This window comes from Blastococcus sp. OS1-29, assembly GCF_057628075.1.
Genome location: NZ_JBXXJK010000013.1, coordinates 1 through 21724 on the forward strand (window position 1 = coordinate 1; position 21724 = coordinate 21724).

Annotated in this window: 22 protein-coding genes; 11 read left to right on the top strand and 11 right to left on the bottom strand. The window is 72.5% G+C overall.

Annotated features, from left to right (window positions below; translation table 11 throughout):
- Window positions 1–177: 177 nt before the first annotated feature.
- From AC2H4J_RS23530 to AC2H4J_RS23550, 5 genes are all read right to left on the bottom strand, one after another.
- Window positions 178–807: an alpha-ketoglutarate-dependent dioxygenase AlkB gene (locus AC2H4J_RS23530; protein ID WP_487467354.1), complete on the bottom strand. Its 630-nt coding sequence runs from the start codon at window positions 805–807 to the stop codon at window positions 178–180.
- Between the two features lie 56 nt (window positions 808–863).
- A complete protein-coding gene (locus AC2H4J_RS23535) occupies window positions 864–1127 on the bottom strand; it encodes a hypothetical protein (protein ID WP_487467355.1) in 264 nt (87 codons plus the stop codon).
- A gap of 11 nt (window positions 1128–1138) precedes the next feature.
- A complete protein-coding gene (locus tag AC2H4J_RS23540) occupies window positions 1139–1393 on the bottom strand; it encodes a hypothetical protein (protein ID WP_487467356.1) in 255 nt (84 codons plus the stop codon).
- 12 nt (window positions 1394–1405) lie between these two features.
- On the bottom strand, window positions 1406–2488 hold the full coding sequence (locus AC2H4J_RS23545; protein ID WP_487467357.1) for a hypothetical protein: 1083 nt from the start codon (window positions 2486–2488) through the stop codon (window positions 1406–1408).
- A gap of 246 nt (window positions 2489–2734) precedes the next feature.
- On the bottom strand, window positions 2735–4963 hold the full coding sequence (locus AC2H4J_RS23550) for a DEAD/DEAH box helicase (protein ID WP_487467358.1): 2229 nt from the start codon (window positions 4961–4963) through the stop codon (window positions 2735–2737).
- Between the two features lie 79 nt (window positions 4964–5042).
- Here AC2H4J_RS23550 and AC2H4J_RS23555 point away from each other — a divergent pair, with 79 nt between their 5' ends.
- The 3 genes from AC2H4J_RS23555 to bar all read left to right on the top strand — a co-directional run bounded on the left by AC2H4J_RS23555 (window position 5043) and on the right by bar (window position 8034).
- A complete protein-coding gene (locus AC2H4J_RS23555; RefSeq protein WP_487467359.1) occupies window positions 5043–5876 on the top strand; it encodes a PHP domain-containing protein in 834 nt (277 codons plus the stop codon).
- 66 nt (window positions 5877–5942) lie between these two features.
- Complete coding sequence (locus AC2H4J_RS23560) at window positions 5943–6908, top strand: carbamate kinase (protein ID WP_487467360.1); 966 nt, start codon at window positions 5943–5945, stop codon at window positions 6906–6908.
- A gap of 22 nt (window positions 6909–6930) precedes the next feature.
- Window positions 6931–8034 carry a barbiturase gene (bar, locus tag AC2H4J_RS23565; RefSeq protein WP_487467361.1) on the top strand — a complete coding sequence of 368 codons (1104 nt, stop codon included), beginning with the start codon at window positions 6931–6933 and terminating at the stop codon, window positions 8032–8034.
- 21 nt (window positions 8035–8055) lie between these two features.
- Here bar and AC2H4J_RS23570 read toward each other — a convergent pair whose 3' ends face one another.
- The 3 genes from AC2H4J_RS23570 to AC2H4J_RS23580 form a co-directional block, all read right to left on the bottom strand.
- On the bottom strand, window positions 8056–9711 hold the full coding sequence (locus AC2H4J_RS23570; protein ID WP_487467362.1) for a signal peptidase I: 1656 nt from the start codon (window positions 9709–9711) through the stop codon (window positions 8056–8058).
- Between the two features lie 68 nt (window positions 9712–9779).
- Window positions 9780–10178 carry a hypothetical protein gene (locus tag AC2H4J_RS23575; protein WP_487467363.1) on the bottom strand — a complete coding sequence of 133 codons (399 nt, stop codon included), beginning with the start codon at window positions 10176–10178 and terminating at the stop codon, window positions 9780–9782.
- 230 nt (window positions 10179–10408) lie between these two features.
- Window positions 10409–11188 carry an IclR family transcriptional regulator domain-containing protein gene (locus tag AC2H4J_RS23580; RefSeq protein ID WP_487467364.1) on the bottom strand — a complete coding sequence of 260 codons (780 nt, stop codon included), beginning with the start codon at window positions 11186–11188 and terminating at the stop codon, window positions 10409–10411.
- A 222-nt stretch (window positions 11189–11410) separates the two neighbouring features.
- On the opposite strand from AC2H4J_RS23580, the gene catA reads away from it, so the two are divergent.
- The 5 genes from catA to pcaD are packed head-to-tail and all read left to right on the top strand — an operon-like array spanning window position 11411 to window position 14963.
- Entirely contained in the window at window positions 11411–12259 is an 849-nt protein-coding gene (gene catA, locus AC2H4J_RS23585; RefSeq protein WP_487467365.1) for a catechol 1,2-dioxygenase, read from the top strand.
- Window positions 12256–13377 carry a muconate/chloromuconate family cycloisomerase gene (locus tag AC2H4J_RS23590; protein ID WP_487467366.1) on the top strand — a complete coding sequence of 374 codons (1122 nt, stop codon included), beginning with the start codon at window positions 12256–12258 and terminating at the stop codon, window positions 13375–13377. The genes catA and AC2H4J_RS23590 overlap by 4 nt, the downstream gene beginning before the upstream one ends.
- Before the next feature lie 46 nt (window positions 13378–13423).
- The gene (gene catC, locus AC2H4J_RS23595) at window positions 13424–13711 is read left to right on the top strand and encodes a muconolactone Delta-isomerase (RefSeq protein WP_487467367.1); all 288 of its coding nucleotides are present in this window, start codon (window positions 13424–13426) and stop codon (window positions 13709–13711) included.
- Window positions 13708–14199 (top strand): nuclear transport factor 2 family protein, encoded by a 492-nt coding sequence (locus AC2H4J_RS23600; protein WP_487467368.1) that lies wholly within the window; start codon window positions 13708–13710, stop codon window positions 14197–14199. Before catC ends, AC2H4J_RS23600 begins: the two co-directional genes overlap by 4 nt.
- Window positions 14196–14963, top strand: a complete 768-nt coding sequence (gene pcaD, locus AC2H4J_RS23605; protein WP_487467369.1) for a 3-oxoadipate enol-lactonase — start codon at window positions 14196–14198, stop codon at window positions 14961–14963. The genes AC2H4J_RS23600 and pcaD overlap by 4 nt, the downstream gene beginning before the upstream one ends.
- A 1-nt stretch (window position 14964) precedes the next feature.
- Here pcaD and AC2H4J_RS23610 read toward each other — a convergent pair whose 3' ends face one another.
- From AC2H4J_RS23610 to AC2H4J_RS23620, 3 genes are read right to left on the bottom strand one after another with little or no spacing between them, the layout of a single operon-like run.
- The gene (locus tag AC2H4J_RS23610; RefSeq protein WP_487467370.1) at window positions 14965–16116 is read right to left on the bottom strand and encodes a luciferase domain-containing protein; all 1152 of its coding nucleotides are present in this window, start codon (window positions 16114–16116) and stop codon (window positions 14965–14967) included.
- Complete coding sequence (locus AC2H4J_RS23615; RefSeq protein WP_487467371.1) at window positions 16113–16634, bottom strand: VOC family protein; 522 nt, start codon at window positions 16632–16634, stop codon at window positions 16113–16115. Before AC2H4J_RS23615 ends, AC2H4J_RS23610 begins: the two co-directional genes overlap by 4 nt.
- Window positions 16635–16661: 27 nt before the next feature.
- Window positions 16662–17294 carry an NADPH-dependent F420 reductase gene (locus AC2H4J_RS23620; RefSeq protein ID WP_487467372.1) on the bottom strand — a complete coding sequence of 211 codons (633 nt, stop codon included), beginning with the start codon at window positions 17292–17294 and terminating at the stop codon, window positions 16662–16664.
- 206 nt (window positions 17295–17500) lie between these two features.
- Here AC2H4J_RS23620 and AC2H4J_RS23625 point away from each other — a divergent pair, with 206 nt between their 5' ends.
- Genes AC2H4J_RS23625 through AC2H4J_RS23635 form a run of 3 tightly spaced genes read left to right on the top strand, consistent with a single transcriptional unit; the run spans window position 17501 to window position 21554 of the window.
- Entirely contained in the window at window positions 17501–19453 is a 1953-nt protein-coding gene (locus tag AC2H4J_RS23625) for an APC family permease (protein WP_487467373.1), read from the top strand.
- A complete protein-coding gene (locus AC2H4J_RS23630; protein WP_487467374.1) occupies window positions 19450–20880 on the top strand; it encodes an ATP-binding protein in 1431 nt (476 codons plus the stop codon). The genes AC2H4J_RS23625 and AC2H4J_RS23630 overlap by 4 nt, the downstream gene beginning before the upstream one ends.
- Window positions 20877–21554 (top strand): response regulator, encoded by a 678-nt coding sequence (locus AC2H4J_RS23635; RefSeq protein WP_487467375.1) that lies wholly within the window; start codon window positions 20877–20879, stop codon window positions 21552–21554. Before AC2H4J_RS23630 ends, AC2H4J_RS23635 begins: the two co-directional genes overlap by 4 nt.
- The last annotated feature ends 170 nt before the right edge of the window (window positions 21555–21724 follow it).

A 21724-nucleotide genomic window follows, 5' to 3' on the forward strand; every position in this document is an offset into this window, starting at 1 on the left:
GGACGCGCAGAAAACCCACCCTCACGGGCTTCGTCCCTGGCTGGATGTCCAACACTACGCCGGTTTCCAGCACCACCCGCAGGCGATGTGGTCCGGCGACCCTCCCGGGCCGCGCGGCGCATGCAGAACCATACACGGGTTCGGGGAGCCCCTGCAGGGGGGTCCCGACGCGGCCGGTCAGGCGACGCCGCGCGGCCTGAACTGGACGCTCACACGGGGTCCGACGGGCTTGCTCGTCTTGGGGATGCAGTGCTCCCACGTGCGTTGGCAGGAGCCGCCCATGACGACCAGGTCACCGTGACCGAGCGGGAAACGGAGGCTCTCGCCGCCACCGACCGGCCGGAGCATGAGTGGCCGGGGGGAACCGAAGGACACGATGGCGACCATCGTGTCCGAGGACCGGCCGCGACCGATGCGGTCACCGTGCCAGGCGACGCTGTCCCGGCCGTCCCGGTACAGGCACATACCCGCGCTGACGAATCGCTCGCCTAGTTCCGGGGCGTAGTAGTCGTTCAGCGACTTGCGGGCCTGGGTCAGGAGAGGGTGCGGCAGCGTCTCGACGCCGGAGTACCAGCGCAGGAGGCGCGGCACGGCGACCTCGCGGTCGTACATCTGCCGACGGTCCGCGCGCCAGCCGATGTCGCCGAGCAGGACCTCGAGCACCTCGTCCGAGCCGGCGACCCAGCCCTGCAGGTGGTCGACCCACGCGCCGGAACCGAGCTGGTGACGGGTCACCGACCCGGTGAGCGGCCCGAGCGTCGCCTCCTCGGCGAGATCCCACATCGACGGCTGGTGCGCGAGGGACATGGGAGCACGCTACTCCGGATTCGTACGTATGTGCGATACCCGCTCGGGCCCCGGCGCTATTCAGGCGCTGCACCACCGTCGAGCGGCATCACCCCGTTCCCCAGCGAGGCGGGCACTCCTCCGCCCTCTGCGGGGCCGGCCGACAGCGTCTCGGCGAGGGTGCCGGCCGCCGGCAGGGCGCCGTCGGGCGCCGTCCCTCCCGACAGTGCCGCCCCTCCGGACAGGGGTGCGCCCTGCCGCGACAGCGGTCCGGACTCGGCGGCCGAGCCGCCGGCGACACCGCGGAGCAGTTCGTCGGGTACCTCGATGACGAAGCGCATGACCACTCCTCTCAGGCGGCTATGGCATAGCGGGCCTCGATCTGCACCGACGCGTTCGTGAGATTGCTGACCGTGATCCAGTAGGTGACGTGCGCGTCGTCGGCCCGTTCCAGGGCGACGTCCCAGTCGACCTCGGCCGCCCCGGGCCGCGCCGTGGTGGGGACGACCTCCCAGATCACGTGCTGGGTCGCCGACCAGTTGAAGGTGAACCAGCGCTGCGTCTGGTTCGGAGCGAGCGTGCCGCGGAACTGGGTGCCAGTGATCATGTCTGCTCCGTCTCAGATGCGACCGAGCACGCAGTAGCGGCCCTCGAAGGCCACGTCCTGGTCGGTCAGGTTGGTCACGGTGATCCAGAAGGTGAGGAAGTTGCCGGATGCGCGCTCGAGAGCGACCTTCCAGCTCAGTTGCGGCGCCCCGGGCCGCACCGTCGTCGGCAGCATCCGCCAGTCGACGAGCTCCCACTCGGGCCAGTTGAAGGTGAACCAGCGGCGCGAGGAACGAGCCGGCACCGATCCGGTCCACTGCACGCCGACGCGGGGGTAGGTCCGTGCAGGCCACGCGGGAACGACACAACTGCCTGCCTGGTCCGACCAGTAGGACTGGACGGTCACACCGTCGAGGGTGGACGTGGTCGAGCAGATGTCCCCGATCTCGCACCAGCCGCTCTGGCTGCACGTACCGGCCACGCCGAGGAAGGCGCTGCCCTCGGGGTCCGTGGCCGCCTCGACGACTTCGTGGCTCATGATCGTCGTGATCCGCGACAGGGTCCCGTTGTTCGTGATCCAGGCGAAGTGGATGCGCTGACCCGAGCGTGTGTAGAACGTGTGCTCGCCGATGAAACCGGCGTTGCTGGAGTTCACACCCTGCGGCATGACGACGCAGTACAGCGTCTGGTTGTCGACGTCCGGTCCCGGGACCGTACCGGCGTTCAGCTGACCATCGAGGAACGTCGCGACCTGGTTGTCGGTGAACCCGTTGGGCGGGTTGGACGCGGGGACGACCGCTGCCCCCCGGAGGAACCCGCGGCCGATCCCTCGGTACTGCGCCAGGCCGGTCAGGTACGAACTGGCCATCATCGTGCGGCAGGCGTTGGTGACCTGGTCCGACGTCGGCGTCGGGGGCGGGTTCGCGGTCCAGGCGGCGCCCCAGTAGACGAGGTACAGCTGGGCCACCTGCAGGACGGCACCGCCGTTGTCCACGAACTTGTTCGCACCGCCGGCCTGCGGCGCCAGTTGGGTCTCGACCGGTTCGACCCGGACCTCCTCGAGCAGGTCGGGTACGAAGCCTCCGCTGGGGGCGGCGATGACCCCGGCCCCCTCCGAAGCCGGAGCCGATCTGGGTCTGGCTAAACCTGTCGTCACGGTTCCTCCCGATGGGGTGCCCACGGGCGTGGGGACTGCCACCGGCGAACCAGGGAAGAGAGGGTGTGCGCTCCCTCATGGGCGCAGTCCGTCCGGCGGCGGGACGACCGTAGGGACGGCTCCGTCACCGGGTCATCACGACTGCGTCACCGGCCGTGCAGGTCCGACGGGCGCCGGCCGCCGGGACGCCCAGGCGGCGATCGCGCCTGCCCGCGGGTTTCGCACATGTGTGCGAAACCCTGTGGATTACGCGGTCAGCGCCAGCGCGAACGGCAGCACCGACGCGGCGCCGGCGCGGCGCAGCTCGCGGCCTGCCACCGTCATGGTCCAGCGGGAGTCCGCGAGGTCGTCCACGAGCAGGACCGGCCCCGACACCGACCCGAGTCGCTCACGGAGTTCCTGACCGACCACGATCCGGTCCCAGACCGCAGCCAGTCGGAAAGCGCTGTTCCCGCCGGGCTGGCCGGTCGGGCCGCCGTGCTGGAGTGACAGCTCGCCCAGGTACGGCAGTCGTCCGAGTCGGGCGAGCCCCTCCGCGAGACCCCTGACGAGCTGCGGGCGACGTCGGGACGGCACCGCCACCACCGCCGAAGGCCGCTCCTTCCAGTCCCAGGCGCCCAGTACCCGCGCGCACGCGCGGAGGAGGTCGTCGTCCGGCGGCACGTCGGTGACGGACCGGCGCACCGGCACGTCGAACGCGGCGTCCGGGTCCTCCTCGATGCCAGGGGCCTCCAGATCGAGGACCACGGTTCCGCCCACGCCGTCGTCGCCGAGCAGCGTGCGCAGCCGCTGTCCCCAGCCCAGATCGGTCAGACGGGCCACCGCGCGTCCGGGTTCGAGCGCATCCGACGCCGCGATCTTGCCCTTCACGTCGACCCCGAGCCGGTCCGCGCCGGTCGGCCACTGCGCCCGTGGCGCCAGCTCGACCCCGGGCCGGTCCAGCACCGCGGACGCCGCCTCGGCGGCGGCCTCCGGGACGTCCGCGGAGTACCAGGCACCGGCGCAGACGTCGCACCGGCCGCACGGTGCCGCCGTCGGGTCGTCGAGTGCGTGCTGGAGGAAGGACATCCGGCACTCGGCCTCGCCGACCGGCCGGGCGTAGGCGATCATCGCCCGCTGCTCGGCCTCGCGTGTGCGCGTGACGCGGGCATACCGGTCGGCGTCGTACACCCACGGCTGACCGGTCGAGCGCCACCCGCCCTGCACCCGCTCGACCGCGCCGTCGACCGCCAGCACCTTGAGCAGCAGTTCCAGGCGGGAACGGCGGACGTCGGCCACCGTCTCCAGCCGCGCCACCGACCACGCCTTGCCGTCGGCCATCGCGCTCAACACCGCGGCGGCATGGTCCTCCCGCGGCATCGACGACGTCGCGAACCACTGCCAGATCGCGAGATCCTCCGGGCCGGGAAGCAGCAGCACGTCGGCGTGCTCCACGGCGCGGCCCGCGCGACCGACCTGCTGGTAGTAGCTCACCGGCGACGACGGGGCCCCGAGGTGGACGACGAAGCCGAGGTCGGGCTTGTCGAAGCCCATGCCCAGCGCCGACGTGGCGACCAACGCCTTCACGTCGTTGTTCCGCAGCGCCTCCTCGGCGTCCTTGCGGTCGGCGTCGTCGAGCCGGCCGGTGTACGCGCGCACCTCGTGCCCGGCGTCGCGCAGCAGGGCCGCGGTCTCCTCTGCCGCCGCGACGGTGAGCGTGTAGACGATGCCGCTGCCCGGCAGATCGCCGATGTGCGCCGCGAGCCAGGCGAGGCGGGCGCGGTCCGACGGCAGCCGCAGGACGCCCAGGCGCAGCGAATCACGGGAGAGCGGCCCGCGGACCGTCGTCACCTCGACCCCGCCGGCGCCCAGCTGCTCGGCGACGTCGGCCACCACCCGCTCGTTGGCCGTCGCCGTCGTCGCCAGCACCGGTGTGCCCGTGGGCAGGGTGCCCAGCAGGTCGCGGATGCGGCGGTAGTCGGGCCGGAAGTCGTGGCCCCAGTCGGAGACGCAGTGCGCCTCGTCCACGACCACCAGGCCGCAGCTCTTGACCAACCCCGGCAGCTGCTCCTCGCGGAACCGCGGGTTGGTCAGCCGCTCGGGCGACACCAGCAGCACGTCGACGTCGTCCGCGGCCAGGCGGGCGCCGATGTCGTCCCACTCCGTCATGTTGGCGCTGGAGATCTCGACCGCGCGGATGCCGGCGCGGGCGGCGGCCGCCACCTGGTCACGCATCAGGGCGAGCAGCGGGCTGACGAGCAAGGTCGGCCCCTTGCCCCGGCGGCGCAGCAACGCGGTGGACACGAAGTAGACCGCCGACTTGCCCCACCCCGTCCGCTGGACGACCAGGGCGCGCTCCGCGCGTTCGACCAGCGCGGCGACCGCGAGATCCTGCCCCTCGCGGAACTCCGCATCGGGGCGGCCGGTGAGCTCGCGCAGGACGGCGAGCGCCTCGGCGTGGACGGAGCCGGTGATCTCGGACGTCGGTGCGCTCATGGGGTCGACAGTAGGCAGGGTGGGTGACAGTCCGGCCCGCGACGCATGACCTGGGGACGGCGGGGGACAATCCACAGCGATGCCCGACCCGCGCACCAGACCACCGGACAACCACGTGCACACCCGGTGGTCGTGGGACACCCAGGACTCCTCGACGATGCGCCGCGCCTGCGAACGCGCCGTCGTCCTGGGGCTGCCCGCGATCGCCTTCACCGAGCACCTCGACTTCACCGTCTGGGACCCCGACGACCGGGCGACGGACGAGGGCCTGGTCGACCGGCACGCGTCCCGGCACGCCGACATCGACGCCGACGGCTACTTCGCCGAGCTCGCCGAGGTCCGTGACCGGTTCCCCGACCTGCGCATCTGGTCCGGCGTCGAGACCGGTGAACCGCACCTGTTCGCCAGCAGCGTGGCCTCCTACCTCCGCGACGCGCCCGTCGACCGGATCCTCGGCTCGCTGCACTCGCTGTCCCAGGACGGGCGCCTCTACGGCGTCGGCCATCTGCTGTGGCAGGACGCCGACGGCACCATGCGCCGGTACCTCGGCGAACTGGTCGACATGATCGAGACCAGCGACGTCTTCCAGGTGCTCGCCCACGTCGACTTCCCGCGGCGTTACTGGCCCGGCGGCACCCACAAGTACGTGGAGAAGACGTACGAGGAGGAGTACCGGGCGGTCTTCCGCGCGCTGGCGTCCACCGGCCGCGCGCTCGAGGTGAACACCACCAGCCCGCTCGCGTCGGTGGACCAGGTGCGCTGGTTCCACGAGGAGGGCGGCGAGGCGGTGAGCTTCGGCAGCGATGCGCACCAGCCGGCCGCCGTCGGCCAGCACTTCGACCTCGCGGTGGACGTGGTCGAGGCCGCCGGCTTCCGTCCGGGCCGCGACCGGTTCGACTTCTGGCGGCGCTGACCAGCACGCTCATCTCCCCTGGTCGAGTACTTCACCGCTAAGGGATCTGCGACTAGGGTCTGCCAGATGACCTCCCGCCGCGTCGTGATCGCCCTCGGCGGCAACGCCATGACCGGTCCCGACGGCTCCGCGACGCCGGAGGCCCAGCGGGACGCGATCCGCGTGGCCGCCGGGCACATCGCCGACGTCGTCGCATCCGGCGTCGAGGTCGTCCTCACCCACGGCAACGGCCCCCAGGTCGGCAACCTGCTGGTGAAGAACGAGCTGGCCGCGCACGTCGTCCCGCCGGTGCCGTTGGACTGGAACGTGGCGCAGACCCAGGCCACCATCGCCTTCACCCTGGCCGACGAGCTGGACGCCGCCCTCGCCGGGCGCGGGCTTCCCCAGCGCACCGCCGGCCTGGTCACGCGCACGCTCGTCGACGCCGACGACCCGCACTTCCAGGAGCCGTCCAAGCCGGTCGGCCGGTTCCTGCCGCGCGAGGAGGCCCAACGGTTCGTCGAGCACGGCCAGACGTGGGAGGACCGCGGCGAGAAGGGCTGGCGCCGGATCGTCGCCTCGCCGGAGCCGAGGTCGGTCGTCGACTCCCCCGCGATCCACGCGCTCGCCGCGGCCGGGTTCGTCGTCGTCTGCGCCGGCGGCGGGGGGATCCCCGTGGTGGACGACCAGCAGGACGGGCACGCGCTGCGCGGGATCGAGGCCGTCATCGACAAGGACCTGACGGCCGCGATCCTGGCCCGCGAACTGGCCGCCGACACCCTGGTCATCGCCACCGACGTCGCGAACGTGATGGTCGATTTCGGCACGCCGTCCGCCCGACCGCTGGGCCGGGTGACCGTCGCGGAGCTGCGCGACCACGCGGCTGAAGGCCAGTTCGCCCGCGGCAGCATGGGCCCCAAGGTCGATGCCGTCCTCCGCTTCGTGGAGACCGGTGAGCCCTCGGAGAGACCACGCAGAGCCGTCATCACGTCCCTGGAACACATCGCCGACGCCGTCTCCAGTGACGACGCCGGAACCGTCCTCACCGCCTAGAAACCGCCCCGAAGGAGATCCAGTGCCCGCACCGATCGAGGTCCGCAAGGTCCCGCTGCACAACGTCAGCGACGCCTCCGAGCTGGCCAAGCTCATCGACGACGGCGTCATGGAGGCCGACCGCGTCATCGCCGTCATCGGCAAGACCGAGGGCAACGGCGGGATCAACGACTACACCCGGATCATCGCCGACCGCGCCTTCCGCGAGGTGCTGGAGGAGAAGGGCAGCCGGTCGAAGGAGGAGGTCAAGCAGATCCCGATCGTCTGGTCGGGAGGTACGGACGGCGTCATCAGCCCGCACGCGACGATCTTCGCCACCCTCCCCGAGGACAAGGTGGAGAAGACCGACGAGCCGCGGCTGACCGTGGGCTTCGCGATGAGCGAGGTGCTGCTCCCGGAGGACATCGGCCGCGTCGCCATGGTCGAGAAGGTCGCCGAGGGGGTGAAGCGCGCCATGGCCGAGGCCGGCATCACCGACCCCGCCGACGTGCACTACGTGCAGACCAAGACCCCGCTGCTGACCATCGACACGATCCGGGACGCCCACGAGCGCGGGCAGACGACCATCCTGGAGGAGCCGCACGGCTCCATGGACATCTCCAACGGGACGACGGCGCTGGGCATCGCGGTCGCGCTCGGTGAGATCGAGATGCCGACGCAGGAGCAGATCATGCGCGACCTGTCGCTGTTCTCCTCGGTGGCGTCGTGCTCGTCGGGCGTGGAGCTGGACCAGGCGCAGATCGTCGTCGTCGGCAATGCCCGCGGGCACGGCGGCAACTACCGCGTCGGCCACTCGGTCATGAAGGACGCCCTGGACCAGGACGGCATCTGGGAGGCGATCCGCGGAGCCGGCCTCGAGCTGCCGGAGCGCCCGCACCACACCGACCTCGGCGACCGCCTGGTCAACGTCTTCCTCAAGTGCGAGGCCGACCCGACCGGCAAGGTCCGCGGACGCCGCAACGCCATGCTCGACGACTCCGACGTCTCCTGGCACCGCCAGATCAAGGCGACCGTCGGCGGGGTGACCGCGTCGGTGACCGGCGACCCGGCCGTGTTCGTGTCGGTGGCCGCGGTGCACCAGGGCCCCTCCGGCGGCGGCCCGGTCGCGGCGATCATCCGCGCGTAAGAGGCGCTCTGGGGCCGCTTCTCAGGCGAAGCGGCCCCAGAGGCCGGCGGACACCGACGACTGGGGCATGGGGACGATCAGCGGCAGCGGCGCCGTGGCGTCGTCCACCTCCGGGACCGGCTTCGGCGCCGGCACCGGTGGTCGGGCGCGCGCCTCCCGTCCGCCGGGGACGACGAACCGGTAGGTCGCGTCCACGTCGCGGACGGCGAAGACATCCGCGTCCTCACCCGCGTGGTGCAGGACGAGCGTGTCGAAGCGCTCGGCCACCCGGTGCAGGGCCTCGGCATCGGAGACGTCGATGACGGTAGGACCGGGATCGAACGCCGCCACGGGCAGGATGCGGGCGGCGTGCTTGACCACGAACGCGTCCGCGGCGTCGCCCCGCGCGCTCCGGCCGATCCAGGCCGCCCCGGCGAGCACCACGAGGGCGAGGGCGAACAGGACGGCGACGACGAACCGGGCCAGGCCGATCGGGACCGTCAGGCCGAGCACGGTGAAGGCGCGCGGGACGACCTCACCGACCGTCACGTCGGTCGTCGTGCTCGGCCTGAGCGCGGCGGCGGCCTTGCCGTTCAGGCGCAGCGCCGTGGCGTCGAAGGTGAAGACCAGGGGGTCCGGGGAGCCCGCCTCGAACGTCGTGCCGGCCGCCGTGCCTGTCGTGACGGCGACCGGGGTGACCGTGAGCGTGGCCGCGCCGCCGGGGCCGCCGATCTCCGCGTAGTGCTTGGCGAGGAGCGCGGCGGCTCGGGGCGCGTCGACCTGGGCGACGGCCGTCGACGTCCCGTCCGCCAGCTGCACGACCGGACTGCTGCCCAGGTAGGAGCTCCAGCCGTCGGCCGAGGCGATCGTCACGTCCAGCCGCAGCGCCCCGCGCAGGGCCGCCAGGTCACGGCCGCCGACCGTGTTGGTGAAGGACACCGTGAGGTCCTTCGCGAGCTTGGTCCAGACGGTGTCGCCGGTCGAGATCCGCCCCTCGGGGTAGGTCGTGCCGGCCTCGGCGGTGCCGCTGTAGGAGAACTGGCCCTGCTGGGTCACGTGCACCGTGCGCGTGGCTGGCTGCGTGGAGGGCAGAGCGAGCAGGCCGCCCCCGCCCACGGCGGCGGCCAGTGCGACCGCGCCGGAGGTCAGGGCCACCTGCCGGGCGTAGGCCCGGACGGGCGCCGGGAACGTCGACGCGCCGAGGTGCGGACGTCGGCGGGCACGCCGCGCGGCATGCCGGGAGCGCGGCCGGCGTACGACGCCGCCCAGGACGAGCGCAAGTGCTCCCAGGGCACCGAGACCGACGGGGGAGCTGAGCGCCCCGAGCACCGTGCCGCCCTGGGGGATGCGCAGGAACAGCTTTCCGAGCACCTGATCCTGGGACGGGTGGTCGGGGTCGAGCCAGGTGTTGTTGTCGCCCTGGATGACGAACCGCTCGCCGTCCATCTCGACGATGCGGTGCATGACGGTCGTGTCGAGCGAGACGCTGCTGTAGGCGACGACGTCGCCGACGGCGTAGGCGGACTGCGACCGCAGGATCGCGAGGTCACCGGTGTGGAACCGCGGCTCCATGCTCACGCCGTGGGTGGCCACGTACGTGGTGCCCCCGCCGAGGGCAAGCGGCCAGAGCAGCCAGACAGCCGCCAGCACCAGCGCCACCAGGGCGCTGATGCGGGCGGCTCTCGCGAGGGCTGTCATGGCTGACTCTCTCCGGCTACGGACAGGGCGGGGCGGCCGATCGGCCGCCCCGCCGGTTCCGCGCGGGACTACGCGCCACCGACCGCCAGGCCGGCCTTGGTGAAGCCGTCGAAGGCGACGTCGCCGACGGTGCACGTGATCGTGGTCGGCGTCCCGACCGCGATGGTGCAGTCGTAGGTGTTGAGCTCTGTGGCGCCGTCGCGGAGCGTCATGGAGGCGTCATCGGCGTTCACGTGGGTGAGGTCGCTGTCGGTGTCCCAGACGACCTCGGCCAGGACGTTGTTGTCGGAGGCGTCCCGGTTGTAGTGGATGGCGGTGATGTTGGCGCCGCTCACGGTCGCCTCGCCGTAACCGACGATCTGGTTCTGGACATTCGGGGCGAAGGTGTTGCTGGCGGTGAAGGCGGAGGTTGCGGCGGCGGCAGCGGCGACCGCGACACCGGCGAGCAGAACGCGCGACTTGCGCATTGCAGGGTCCTGTTCTCTCAGGTGGCTCAGTGCCGCCCGGGTGCTGTTCACCCGGCCATGCGACGGCTGCGCCTTTTGGTTGACGCCCTCTCTTCGGCTACCGGGCAGCAGGTATCAACTCCTGTCCCAAAAGAAACTGGAGTCGCTAAAGCGACACCGCCGAGTCGGACGCCGACCGGCGACATCTGCCCTGTTCAGGGCGCATATCCCGCAGCTCTGGACGGGCGGCGTCAGGTAGCGCGGGCGCTTTCTGCTATGGCCCGGCTGATCCGGTCGGCGGTCGCGACCAGCAGGGGGACGACGTCCGCCCGCAGCTGCTCGACGGTGGACCGACCCGTCGACGTCGACGTCGCCAGCGCGGCCACCACCACCCCGGAACGGTCGCGCACCGGCGCCGAGGCGGAGAGCAACCCGGGCTCGAGTTCCTCGGCGACGATGGCGTAGCCCTGCTCGCGCACGTCACCGAGTCGCTCCCGCAGCGCCGCGACCTCGGTGACCGTGTGCGGGGTGACCTGCCGCAGTGCCGAGCCGCCGAGCACCCCCTCCACCTGCTCGGGGGGCGCCCAGGCCAGGAGCACGCGGCCCATCGAGGTGGCGTGGGCGGCGACCCGGGTGCCCACGGACACGTTGATGCTCATGATCCGGCGGACGGGCACCCGCGCGATGTACACCACCTCACCACCGTCGAGGGCCGCCAGCGACGCGGACTCGTGGGTCTGCTCGGCGAGGGCCAGCAGGTGCGGTTGCGCGATCTCGATCAGCGCGTGCGACTCGGTGTAGTGCTGGCCGATCGCCAATACGCGCGGGGTGAGCGCCCAGCGCCCCCCGGACCCGCGCACGTAGCCCATCCGCTCGAGCGTGATGAGGAACCGCCGGACGGCCGGTCGGGAGAAGCCGGTGAGCTGGGCCAGCTCCGCGAGGGAGGGGTTCGGGTGCTCGGCGTCGAACGCCATCAGCACCGTCATACCGCGCTCCAGGCTCTGCACGTGGTCGCGGTCGATCTCGGACATCGGAGCCATCCTTCCGCAGCCGCCGGAGCCGTCCTCGCCCCGAGGTGTTGACCGTGTCCCGCACCACAGGGCACACTGTCGAGGTAACCGCACAGCGGACAGTCAGTACGCACAGCGTACACATGACCGCCCGATAGCGCGTGATTCCCGAAGCACCGATCCGCAGGGCTCAGCCGCCGCTCGAGGCAGCTGCCGTCCGCGCCGCAACCACGAGGAGCACCCATGACCGCCGTCGAGCAGACGCCGACCGCCGCCGGGTCCGGCATCAACGCCACCCAGTCGTTCCGGACGACGGAGCAGTACCAGGAGGCGCAGGGTGTCTCGCAGGAGCGGGTGGACACCCTCGCCCGCGCCGTCCTCAAGGCCGTGCACCAGGTCATCCGCGACGAGAACGTCACCTACCCGGAGTTCCAGGCCGCGAAGGCATGGCTGATCGCAGTCGGCGAGGGCGGCGAGTGGCCGCTGTTCCTCGACGTCTTCGTCGAGCACGTCGTCGAGGAGGTGGCCGCCCGCACGCAGACCGGCACGAAGGGCAGCATCCTCGGCCCCTACTACCTGCCCGACCAGCAGCACATCGCGGCCCACGGCGCCCTGCCGATGCGCCCCGACGAGGCCGGCACGCCGCTGCTGTTCTCCGGCCAGGTCCGCGACCTCGACGGCACCCCCATCGCCGGCGCCGAGCTGGACATGTGGCAGGCCGACGAGCTGGGCCTCTACTCCGGCTTCGCGCCCGGCATCCCCGACGGCAACCTGCGCGGGGTCGTGGTGACCGACGAGGAGGGCCGCTTCGAGGTCCGCACGATCCAGCCCGCGCCGTACCAGATCCCGACCGACGGCCCCACCGGTGCGCTGGTCGCCGCGGCCGGCTGGCACCCCTGGCGCCCGGCCCACCTGCACCTGATCGTGCGGGCCGCGGAGTACCGCACGATCACCACGCAGCTCTACTTCCAGGGCGGCGAGTGGGTGGACGACGACGTCGCCGAGGCGGTCAAGCCCGAACTCGTGATCGACCCGCAGGACCTCGACGGCACGCTGACCGCGACCTACGACTTCGTCCTCGAGCGCGCATGAGCGACCTCGTGATCGAGCGCGTCGAGACGGCGATCCTCGACGTCCCCCTGATCCGCCCGCACCGCTTCGCCCGCACGGGCATGGACGCCCAGCCAATCCTGCTGGTCACGCTCACCACCAGGAACGGCGTGCGCGGGACGGGCGAGGGCGTGGTGCCCGGCGGCCCGTGGTGGGGCGGCGAGTCCGTCGAGACGATGCAGGTCGTCATCGAGAAGTACCTCGCGCCGCTGCTGCTCGGCCGCCGGGTCGACGACATCGCCGGCATCCAGCAGGCGATGAACGACGTCGTCAACGCGAACCTGTACGCCAAGGCCGCGGTCGAGGTCGCGCTGCACGACGCCTGGGCCCGCAGCCTCGGCGTCCCGGTGCACGCCCTGCTCGGCGGGCTGGCGCGGACCTCGATCCCGGTGACCTGGGCGCTGGGCACGGAGCCGGCCGCCGAGGTGATCGACGAGGCGCAGGCCAAGCTCGACGGCGGCCTGCACGCCAGCTTCAAGCTCAAGATGGGCGCGCAGGACCCGGCCGACGACGTCGCCCGGGTCGCCCAGGTCACCGAGAAGCTGGCCGGTCGCGCCGGCGTGCGGGTCGACATCAACGCCCGCTGGGACCTGCTGACGTCGCTGCGCTGGCTGCCCCGGCTGGCGGAGGCCGGTGTCGAACTGATCGAGCAGCCCGTTCCCGGCGCCGAGTACGAGTGGCTGGCCGAGATCAACGCCGCGCTGCCCATCCCGGTGATGGCCGACGAGAGCCTGCGCACCCCGACCGACGCGCTGCGGCTGGTGAAGCTCCGGGCGGCCGACGTCTTCTCCCTGAAGACGACGAAGTCCGGCGGCCTCCGCTACACCCGCCAGATCGCCGACGTCGCTGCGGCGGCAGGCATCCCGTGCCACGGCGGGACGTCGATCGAGGGTCCGATCGGCACCGTCGCCTCGCTGCACCTGGCGTGTTCGACACCGGCGGTGAGCTACGGCAGCGAGCTGTTCGGCCCGCTGCTCATGCGCGAGGGTCTGCTCACCGAGCCACTGCGCTACGCCGACGGCGCCCTGCACCTGCCCGAGGGCCCCGGCCTCGGCGTCGAGCTCGACCCGGCCGCCGTCGACCGCTTCACCCGCGCCTGAGCCCGACCCGCCTGATCCCAACCGCCTGACCGAACGGAGCCCCCGAATGCTGTTCCACGTCCGCATGGACGTCGCGATCCCGCGCGACCTCGACCCGGCCGAGCGCACCGAGCGCATGGCCGCCGAGAAGGCCCGCTGCCTCGAGCTGCAGCGCAGCGGCAAGTGGCCGCACATCTGGCGGGTGGTCGGGCAGTACAGCAACGTGTCCATCTTCGACGTCGAGTCCGGCGACGAGCTGCACGAGATCCTCTGGAACCTGCCCCTGTTCCCGTTCATGACCGTCGCGGTCACGCCGCTGACCGAACACCCCTCGGCGCTGTCCGCGAACCCGTGACCACGCCGGAGGAACGCCTCCAGCGGCTCGAGGACGCCGAGACCATCCGGAACCTCGACGCGGCCTACTGCCGGCTGCTCGACGACGGCGACTGGCCCGCGCTGGTGGGGCTGTTCACGGGGGACGGGGTGTTCGACGGGCTGTCGGTGGTCCGCGGGCACGCCGACCTGCTGTCCTTCTTCGGCGGGCTGGCCGACGGCGGGCTGACCGCCTTCTGGCACCACGTGTCCAACCTCGAGGTGGAGGTGGACGGCGACGAGGCCAGGGTCCGCTCGCTGCTGTGGCAGCCGTGCGTCGTCGACGGCGTGGCGCAGGTCGCCGCCGGGCGGTACGCCGACCGGCTGGTCCGCACCCCGGACGGCTGGCGATACTCGGTGAAGCAGGTCCGCTTCTCCTACTGGGGCCCGCTCGCCGAGGGCTGGGACTCCCACCGCTTCGGCTTCGCGCCGGCCCGCAACGCCGCCGTCCTCCCGAGGGGAACCGCATGACCGTCGCCCGGCTGCACACCATCGACGAGGGCCTCGAGGGCGCGCCCGTGCTGGTGCTGGGGCCGTCCCTGGGCACCGACACCGGCCTGTTCGACGCGCAGACCGACGAGTTCGACCCGTCGCACCGGGTGATCCGCTACGACCTGCGCGGGCACGGCAGCTCGGAGGTCGTCGCCGGGCCGTGCACGATGGCCGATCTCGCGGACGACGTGCTGGGGCTGCTGGACTCCCTCGGCGTGGACCGGTTCTCCTACGCGGGTGTGTCGATCGGCGGCGCCGTCGGACTGGAGCTCGCCCTTCGCGTGCCCGACCGCGTCGAGAAGCTCGCCGTGCTGGCGTCAGCCGCCCGCTTCGCCAACGCCGACTCCTACGCCGAGCGCGGGCACCAGGTACGCGCCGAGGGCACGGAGTTCCTGGTGCCGTCGCGCACCGGCCTGTGGTTCACCGCCGAGTGGGCCGCGCGGGAACCGGAGGAGGCCGAACGCCTGCTGGACATGCTGCGCAGCACGCCGGCCGAGGGCTACGCGGCCTGCTGCGACGCCATCGCGACCTTCGACGTCCGCTCCCGGCTCGGGGAGATCACCGCCCCGACCCTGGTGCTGGCCGGGAGCGAGGATCCGGCCACCACGCCCGAGCTGATGCGCGAGCTCGCCGAGGGCATCGCGGGCGCCCGTTTCGTCGTCGTCCCCGGGGCGGGGCACCTGCCCAACGCGACCCACCCCGCCGAGGTGAACGCGGCACTGCGCGCGCACCTCGGCGACTGACTCAGGCGGCGCCGGTGGCCCAGGCGTAGCTGGTCTCGACGATCGCGCTGACGACCGCGAGCTCGTCGTCGTCGCGCGGACCGTAGACCAGCACGAAGCCGGGAGAGAGCCGGACCCCGGCCCACGGGTGCGGGATCGCCCACCCATGACGCACGGCGTCAGCTGCCGGCTCCGGCGGCAGCGCGAGGTGCAGCGAGCCGTCGTGGCCGGGGTGCAGGTGGGCGAACTCGCGGGCGGCCGGGACGAGGAAGGCGTCGGCCGGTCCGCGCAGGGGCGGCTCCAGGACGAAGCCCCGCGCGCCGGGCACGGAGATGGCCGACGGGCCCGCAGTGACGCCCGGGAGCTGCGTGGCCCACTCGAACAGGCGCTCCTGCAGCGCCGCGGGCGCGGTGTCGGACACCTGCTGCTGCGGGATCCGGTGGCTGATCGCCGGCCGCGGGCCGCGCCGCTGCGGCAGCACACCGCCCGGCAGCCGCGACCACGACGTCGGACCCTCGTCGGCCGTGCCGTGCGACAGCACGAAGGTGAGCCGGTCGTACAGCCACTGGGCGAGCTCGCCGACGGCGCCGGCGGAGATGCCGTGGCCCACCGGATCGCGGCGGCCGCTGGTGGGGGCGCCGGACTCGTCGTGCAGGTAGGCCCACGTGCGGTCGAGCAGCTCGCGCGGGATCACGGTGTCGTGATCTCCCTGGGCCACGAACACCGGCACACCGAAGAGCCGGCCCGGGGTGACCGGGACGCCGGCGTCGAACGGCAGCGTGCCGTAGAGGATCGCAGCACCGGCGAAGCGGGCCGGGTCGTCGAGCAGCAGCCCGCCGGCGAACGCGGCTCCGCCGCTGAAGCCGACGAGCACCACCGGCCGGCCGGGCGGCGCGACGTCGTCCAGCCAGCCGCGGAACCAGTCCATGGTCGCGCGCAGCGACCCCTCGACCGGGCGTCCGATGCCCCGGTTGGCGAACCAGGCGTAGCCGCCGCCCTCGCCGATCGGCGCCCGCACCGCGGCGTAGGCCGCGCCGGCCGGGAGGTGGTCGGCGAGGCCGAGGATGCCGCTCTCGTCGGCGCCGCGGCCGTGCAGCAGGACGACGAGCGGCGCGTCCGGGTCGGTGCTTCCGCTGGTGACGACGACGGGAGCGGAGAACGTGGCCGTGGTCATGCCGTCGCCTCCACCGAGCCGGGCAGCACGCGCCCGGCCGTGCCGACGCCGGACCAGCGGGCCACCTCGGCACCGAGGTCGAGCCGCGAGGTCGGCGCCGCGTTCTCGTACTCGCCCCAGTTCTCGCGGGGCAGCATCCACATGACCTCGAACTCGTTGCCGTCGGGGTCGACGCCGTAGACGCTCTTGGTCGCGCCGTGGCTGGACTCGCCGGTGAATGCGTTCAGCTGCGCCAGCGTCATGCGCGCCTGCTCGAGCTCGTCGATCGTGTCGACCTGCCAGGCCAGGTGGTAGAGCCCGACGGTGCCGCGGGCGCGGGGCGGCTGCCCCGCGCCCAGCCCGAAGAGGCCCAGGTCATGGTGATTGCCCGACCGCGGGAGCCGCAGGAAAGCGGCGTTGGCACGCGGCTCGCGGGCGACGACCTGCATCCCGAATGCTCCGGTCCAGAACTCCAGGGAGCGCTCCAGGTCGGAGACGAACAGGACGGCGTGGTTGAGCCGGACGGCGGCGATGGTCATGGCGTTCTCCTCCTCATCGGTTCCGCGTCAGGCGGACGTGGGGCCGACCAGCTGGAAGTGGCTCTGCCACACCCAGCCGTTGCCGGCGTTCAGCGCGATGTTGAGGAAGGCGATCTCCTCCAGCGAGCGGGCGAACCGCAGGCTCGGCACCTCGACCGGCGCGAACCCGAGCGACGTGGCGAGCTCGGCGACCGTCCCGCGGGCGGCGGCGTCGTTCCCGGCGACGAGCACCTTGAGCGGCGAGCCGCCCTCGACCGGGTTGGCGTAGCGGCCGGCGAAGACCGTGTTGAAGGCCTTGACGACGGGCGCGCCGCCGGCGGCGTCCTGCACGGCCGCGGCGCCGGAGATGCCGTCGATGGCGAGGCCGTCGAAGCTCGCGTTGAGCGGGTTGGTCGCGTCGACGACCACGGCGCCGCCCAGGACGGAGGCGATCTCGGCGGCGACGGCCGGGGCGTCGGTGCCGGGCACGGCCAGGAAGACGACCTGCGCGCCCTCGGCAGCGGCGGCGTTGCTGCCGGCCGCCTGCGCACCGATCTCGGCGGCCGCGGCACGGGCCTTCTCCGGGTGCGCCGCCGACATGACGACGTCATGACCGGCGGCCACGGCCGCGCGCCCGAACCCACTGCCGACGTTCCCTGCTCCGATGACTGCGACGCGCATGACGACCTCCGAGGAAAGTATTTGACGGTTCAAGTACCGCCGTGTCCGAAGATACTCGTCGATACTTGAGACGTCAACTAATTGCTGTGCGCCTGCTCCGCCTCAACCGCGGGCGCCCTCAAAGCGGCGTCAAGACGATCCTCCGCCGCGTCAGGAAGTCGTCAAGGACGGAGGATGTGGCCCCGGCGCCGACCCAGGCTGAGGCCGTGTTCCCCACCCCGAAGCGCCTGTTCGTCGGCCGGCCGCTGCGCAGTGACCGGCTGGGCGAGACCCTGCTGCCCAAGCGCCTCGCGCTGCCGGTGTTCTGCTCCGACCCGCTGAGCTCGGTGGCCTATGCGACCGAGCAGATCGTCCTGGTGCTCGGGCTGGGCGGCCTCTCGATGCTCTCCCTGACGCCGTGGCTGGCCCTGGCGGTGGTGGCGCTCCTGGTCGTCGTCGTCGCGTCCTACCGCCAGACCTGCCACGCCTACCCGAACGGCGGCGGGGCCTACGCGGTGAGCCGGCGGAACCTCGGCGTCCGGGCGAGCCTGGTCGCAGCGAGCGCGCTCCTTGTCGACTACGTCCTCACCGTCGCGGTGTCGGTGGTGGCCGGGGTCGCCGCCATCACCTCGGCGGTGCCCGCGCTGGTCCCGCACGCCGTGGCGCTGTCGCTCGCCTTCGTCGTGCTGCTGACGGTGGTCAACCTGCGGGGGGTGAAGGAGTCCGGCCGCGCCTTCGCCGTGCCGACCTATGGCTTCGTCGCGATCGTGCTGCTGCTGCTCGCCGTCGCCGGCGTGCGGCTCGTCCTGGGGCAGTCGCTGACCGCCGAGAGTGCCGGATACGGGCTGACCGCCGACCACCGCACCGGCGGACTCCTCACGGTCTTCCTCGCCCTCCGGGCCTTCGCGAGCGGGTGCACGGCGCTGACCGGGGTGGAGGCCGTCAGCAACGGCGTCCCGAGCTTCCAGCCCCCGAAGGCGCGCAACGCCGCGACGACGCTGGGGATCATGGGCGCGCTGGCCGTCACGATGTTCGCCGGGATCACTGCGCTGGCCATCCGAACCCACGTCCACATGGCGGAGAACCCCGCGCTGCTCACCGGGCTCCCGGCCGGCCAGGCGCAGAAGACGGCGCTCAGCCAGATCGGGCTGGCCGTCTTCGGCTCCGGGCCGGCGTTCTACGCCCTCCAGGCGTTCACCGCGGCGATCCTGGTGCTCGCCGCGAACACCGCCTACAACGGTTTCCCGGTGCTTGCCTCGCTGCTCGCGCGCGACGGCCACCTCCCCCGGCAACTGGGCCGCCGAGGGGACCGGCTGGGGTTCAGCAACGGCATCCTGCTGCTCGCCGCCCTCGCGGCTGTCCTGATCGTCGCCTTCGACGCCGACGTCACCAAGCTGATCCAGCTCTACATCATCGGAGTGTTCGTCTCGTTCACCCTCAGCCAGTTCGGGATGGTGCGGCACTGGAACCGCGAGCTGCGGACGGCCCGGGCGAACGCCGAACGGCGGCGGATCCGGCGGTCGCAGACGATCAACTTCGGCGGCGCCGCAGCCACCACCCTCGTGCTGGTGCTCGTGCTGGTCACGAAGTTCGTGCACGGCGCCTACATCGTGGTGATCGCGATGCCGCTGCTCTACCTCTTGATGGTCCGCATCCGCCGGCACTACGACGCGGTGGACGAGGAGGCGGCCCCCCGCCCCGGCGGGGTCGTCCTGCCCAGTCGCATTCACGCAGTCGTCCCCGTCGTCCGCGTGAACGAGCCGACGCTGCGCACCCTGGCCTTCGCGCGGGCGATCCACCCCGACGACCTGACGGCGGTGACGGTTCGCGTCGATCCGGCCGAGACCGACCGCCTGTTCGCCGACTGGGTGCGCCGCGACATCCCGGTGCCGCTCGTCGAGATCGAGAGCCCCTACCGCGACCTCACCCAGCCGCTGCTCGACTACGTACGCGACATCCGACGGCAGTCTCCCCGGGACGTCGTCAGCGTCTTCATCCCGGAGTACGTCGTCGGCCGGTGGTGGGAGGCGCTGCTGCACAACCAGAGCGCCTTGCGGCTCAAGGCCCGGCTGCTGTTCCAGCCCGGGGTGATGGTCATCAGCGTGCCGTGGCAGCTGCAGTCCAGCCAGCCGGCCGTGGACGCCGAGGAGCGGGCGGCAGTGGCACGCTCGGCGGGGTGAGCAGGGCCGACGACGCCGGGGCGTTGCTGCCGCGCGACTTCACCGGTCTGGACCGTCGCCGCGTGTGGAGCGCGGTCGTGCTGGTGATCGTCGGCCTCGGCGCGCTCGTGGTGGCCAGGCAACCGGTCCGCGCACTGGACTACGCCGTTCCGGTCCTGCTCGTCCTGCTCCTGGTCGTGGCCAGCGCGCTGCTGGGCGGCCTGCGGGTCGCGCTTCCCGGGGCGCTTGCCGGCTTCCTCGTGCTGAACTGGTTCTTCACACCCCCGTTCGGCACCCTCTTCATCGACTCGCCCGAGCAGGTGCTGGTCCTGGTGGTCTTCCTGCTGGTGGCCGCGGGCGTGAGCTCGGTGGTCGACGTCGCCGCTCGCCGGCACGCAGAGGCCACGCGCGCGCGGGCGGAAGCCGAGGCTCTCTCGGGGCTCGCCGGGGCGACCCTGGCCGAGCACCGGACCCTCACCGACGTCCTCGACCAGGTGCGCGCCGTGTTCGGGATGCGCGAGGCGGCCCTGCTCGAGCGGGTGGACGGTCGCTGGGTGGTCGTGGAGGCACGGGCCGACGACCGGACGGCGGACGGCGAGACCGAGGTGACTGCGCCGTCGGGCACGGACCTGATGCTGCGCGTGCGCGGCCCCGAGCTCTTCGCCGCCGATCGCCGGGTGCTCGCCAGCTTCGCCGAGGCGGCGGCCGGCGCGCTACAGGGCCGCCGCCTCGCCGCCCGCGCCGCAGCGGCGGCTGAGCTGGAGGCGGCGGACCGGACGCGCGCGTCGCTGTTGGCCGGGGTGGGCCACGACCTGCGCACGCCGCTGGCGTCGGTGAAGGCCGCGGTGAGCAGCCTCCGGCAGGAAGACGTCGCGTGGACGCCTGAGGAGCGGGCGGAGTTGCTGGCGACCATCGAGACGGGGGCCGACCGGCTGCAGGGGCTCGTCGGCAACCTGCTGGACGCCTCGCGCCTGCAGGCCGGCGCAGTGAGCACGTCGCTGGAGCACGTCCGGCTCGAGGAGCTCGTCGGGCGGGCGTTGATCGGTCTCGGCAGCCTCGACCGCGTCGTCCTCGACATCCCGGAGGACCTGCCCGACGTCCTCGCCGACGTCGGCCTCGCCGAGCGGGTGCTGGCCAACGTACTCGAGAACGCTCTCCGGCACGGGGGCCACGGGGAGATCACCGTCCGCGGGCGGCTCGGCGGAGCCGGGGAGGTCGTCTGCGAGGTCGTCGACCACGGTCCCGGTGTTCCCGCGCGGGACCTGGCCACGTTGTTCGTCCCCTTCGGGAACGGAACCGGGATGCCGGGCGACCGGGGCGCCGGAAGCCTCGGCCTGGGGCTGTCCGTCGCCCGCGGATTTACGGAGGCCATGGGCGGCTCACTGGACCCGTTCGGCTCGCCGGGCGGTGGCCTGACCATGCGGCTCACCCTGCAGCGGGCGCCGTGAGCACCGTGCTGGTCGTCGACGACGACCCGGCCCTGGTGCGGGCGCTGACCATCAACCTGCGGGCCCGCGGATACGAGGTGCATGCCGCGGCCACCGGCGCCGGCGCCCTGCGGCTCGCCGCCGATCACCCGCCGGACGCCGTCGTCCTCGATCTCGGGCTGCCCGACCTCGACGGCAGCCAGGTGATCGCGGGGCTGCGCGGGTGGACCGACGTTCCGATCCTCGTGCTCTCAGCGCGGGAGCAGTCCGCCCAGAAGGTCGCCGCGCTCGACGCCGGCGCCGACGACTACGTGGTCAAGCCGTTCGGCATGGACGAGCTGCTGGCGCGATTGCGCGCGGCGATCCGGCGTGGGAGCGCCACACTCGCGCAACCCGTGGTGACCACCGAGGACTTCACCGTCGATCTCGGCGCGGGGCGGGTGACCGCTCCCGACGGCTCCGACATCCGGCTCACGCCCACCGAGTGGCACCTGCTCGAGGTGCTGGTGCGCAACGCCGGCCGGGTCGTCGACCACGCCCGGCTGCTCACCGAGGTGTGGGGCCCGGCCTATCGCGACCAGACCAACTACCTGCGGGTGTACATGGCGACGTTGCGCCGCAAGCTGGAGGCCGACGCCGCCCGCCCGCGACACCTGCTCACCGAGGCCGGCCGCGGTTACCGCTTCGAACCCTGACTCGCCGTCGAGTCATACGAAGTCGTGGCGATCAGTTGAATCCGCCCCCTCGGGTTCAAGGGGTCGATGCAACACCCCGGTGATTTGGGGTGGTGTCGATGGCGCGTCTGCGGCTGCCGAAGGAGATCGAGCGCAGGTTCTGGAGGCTGATCGCTGAGGGGCTGCCGACC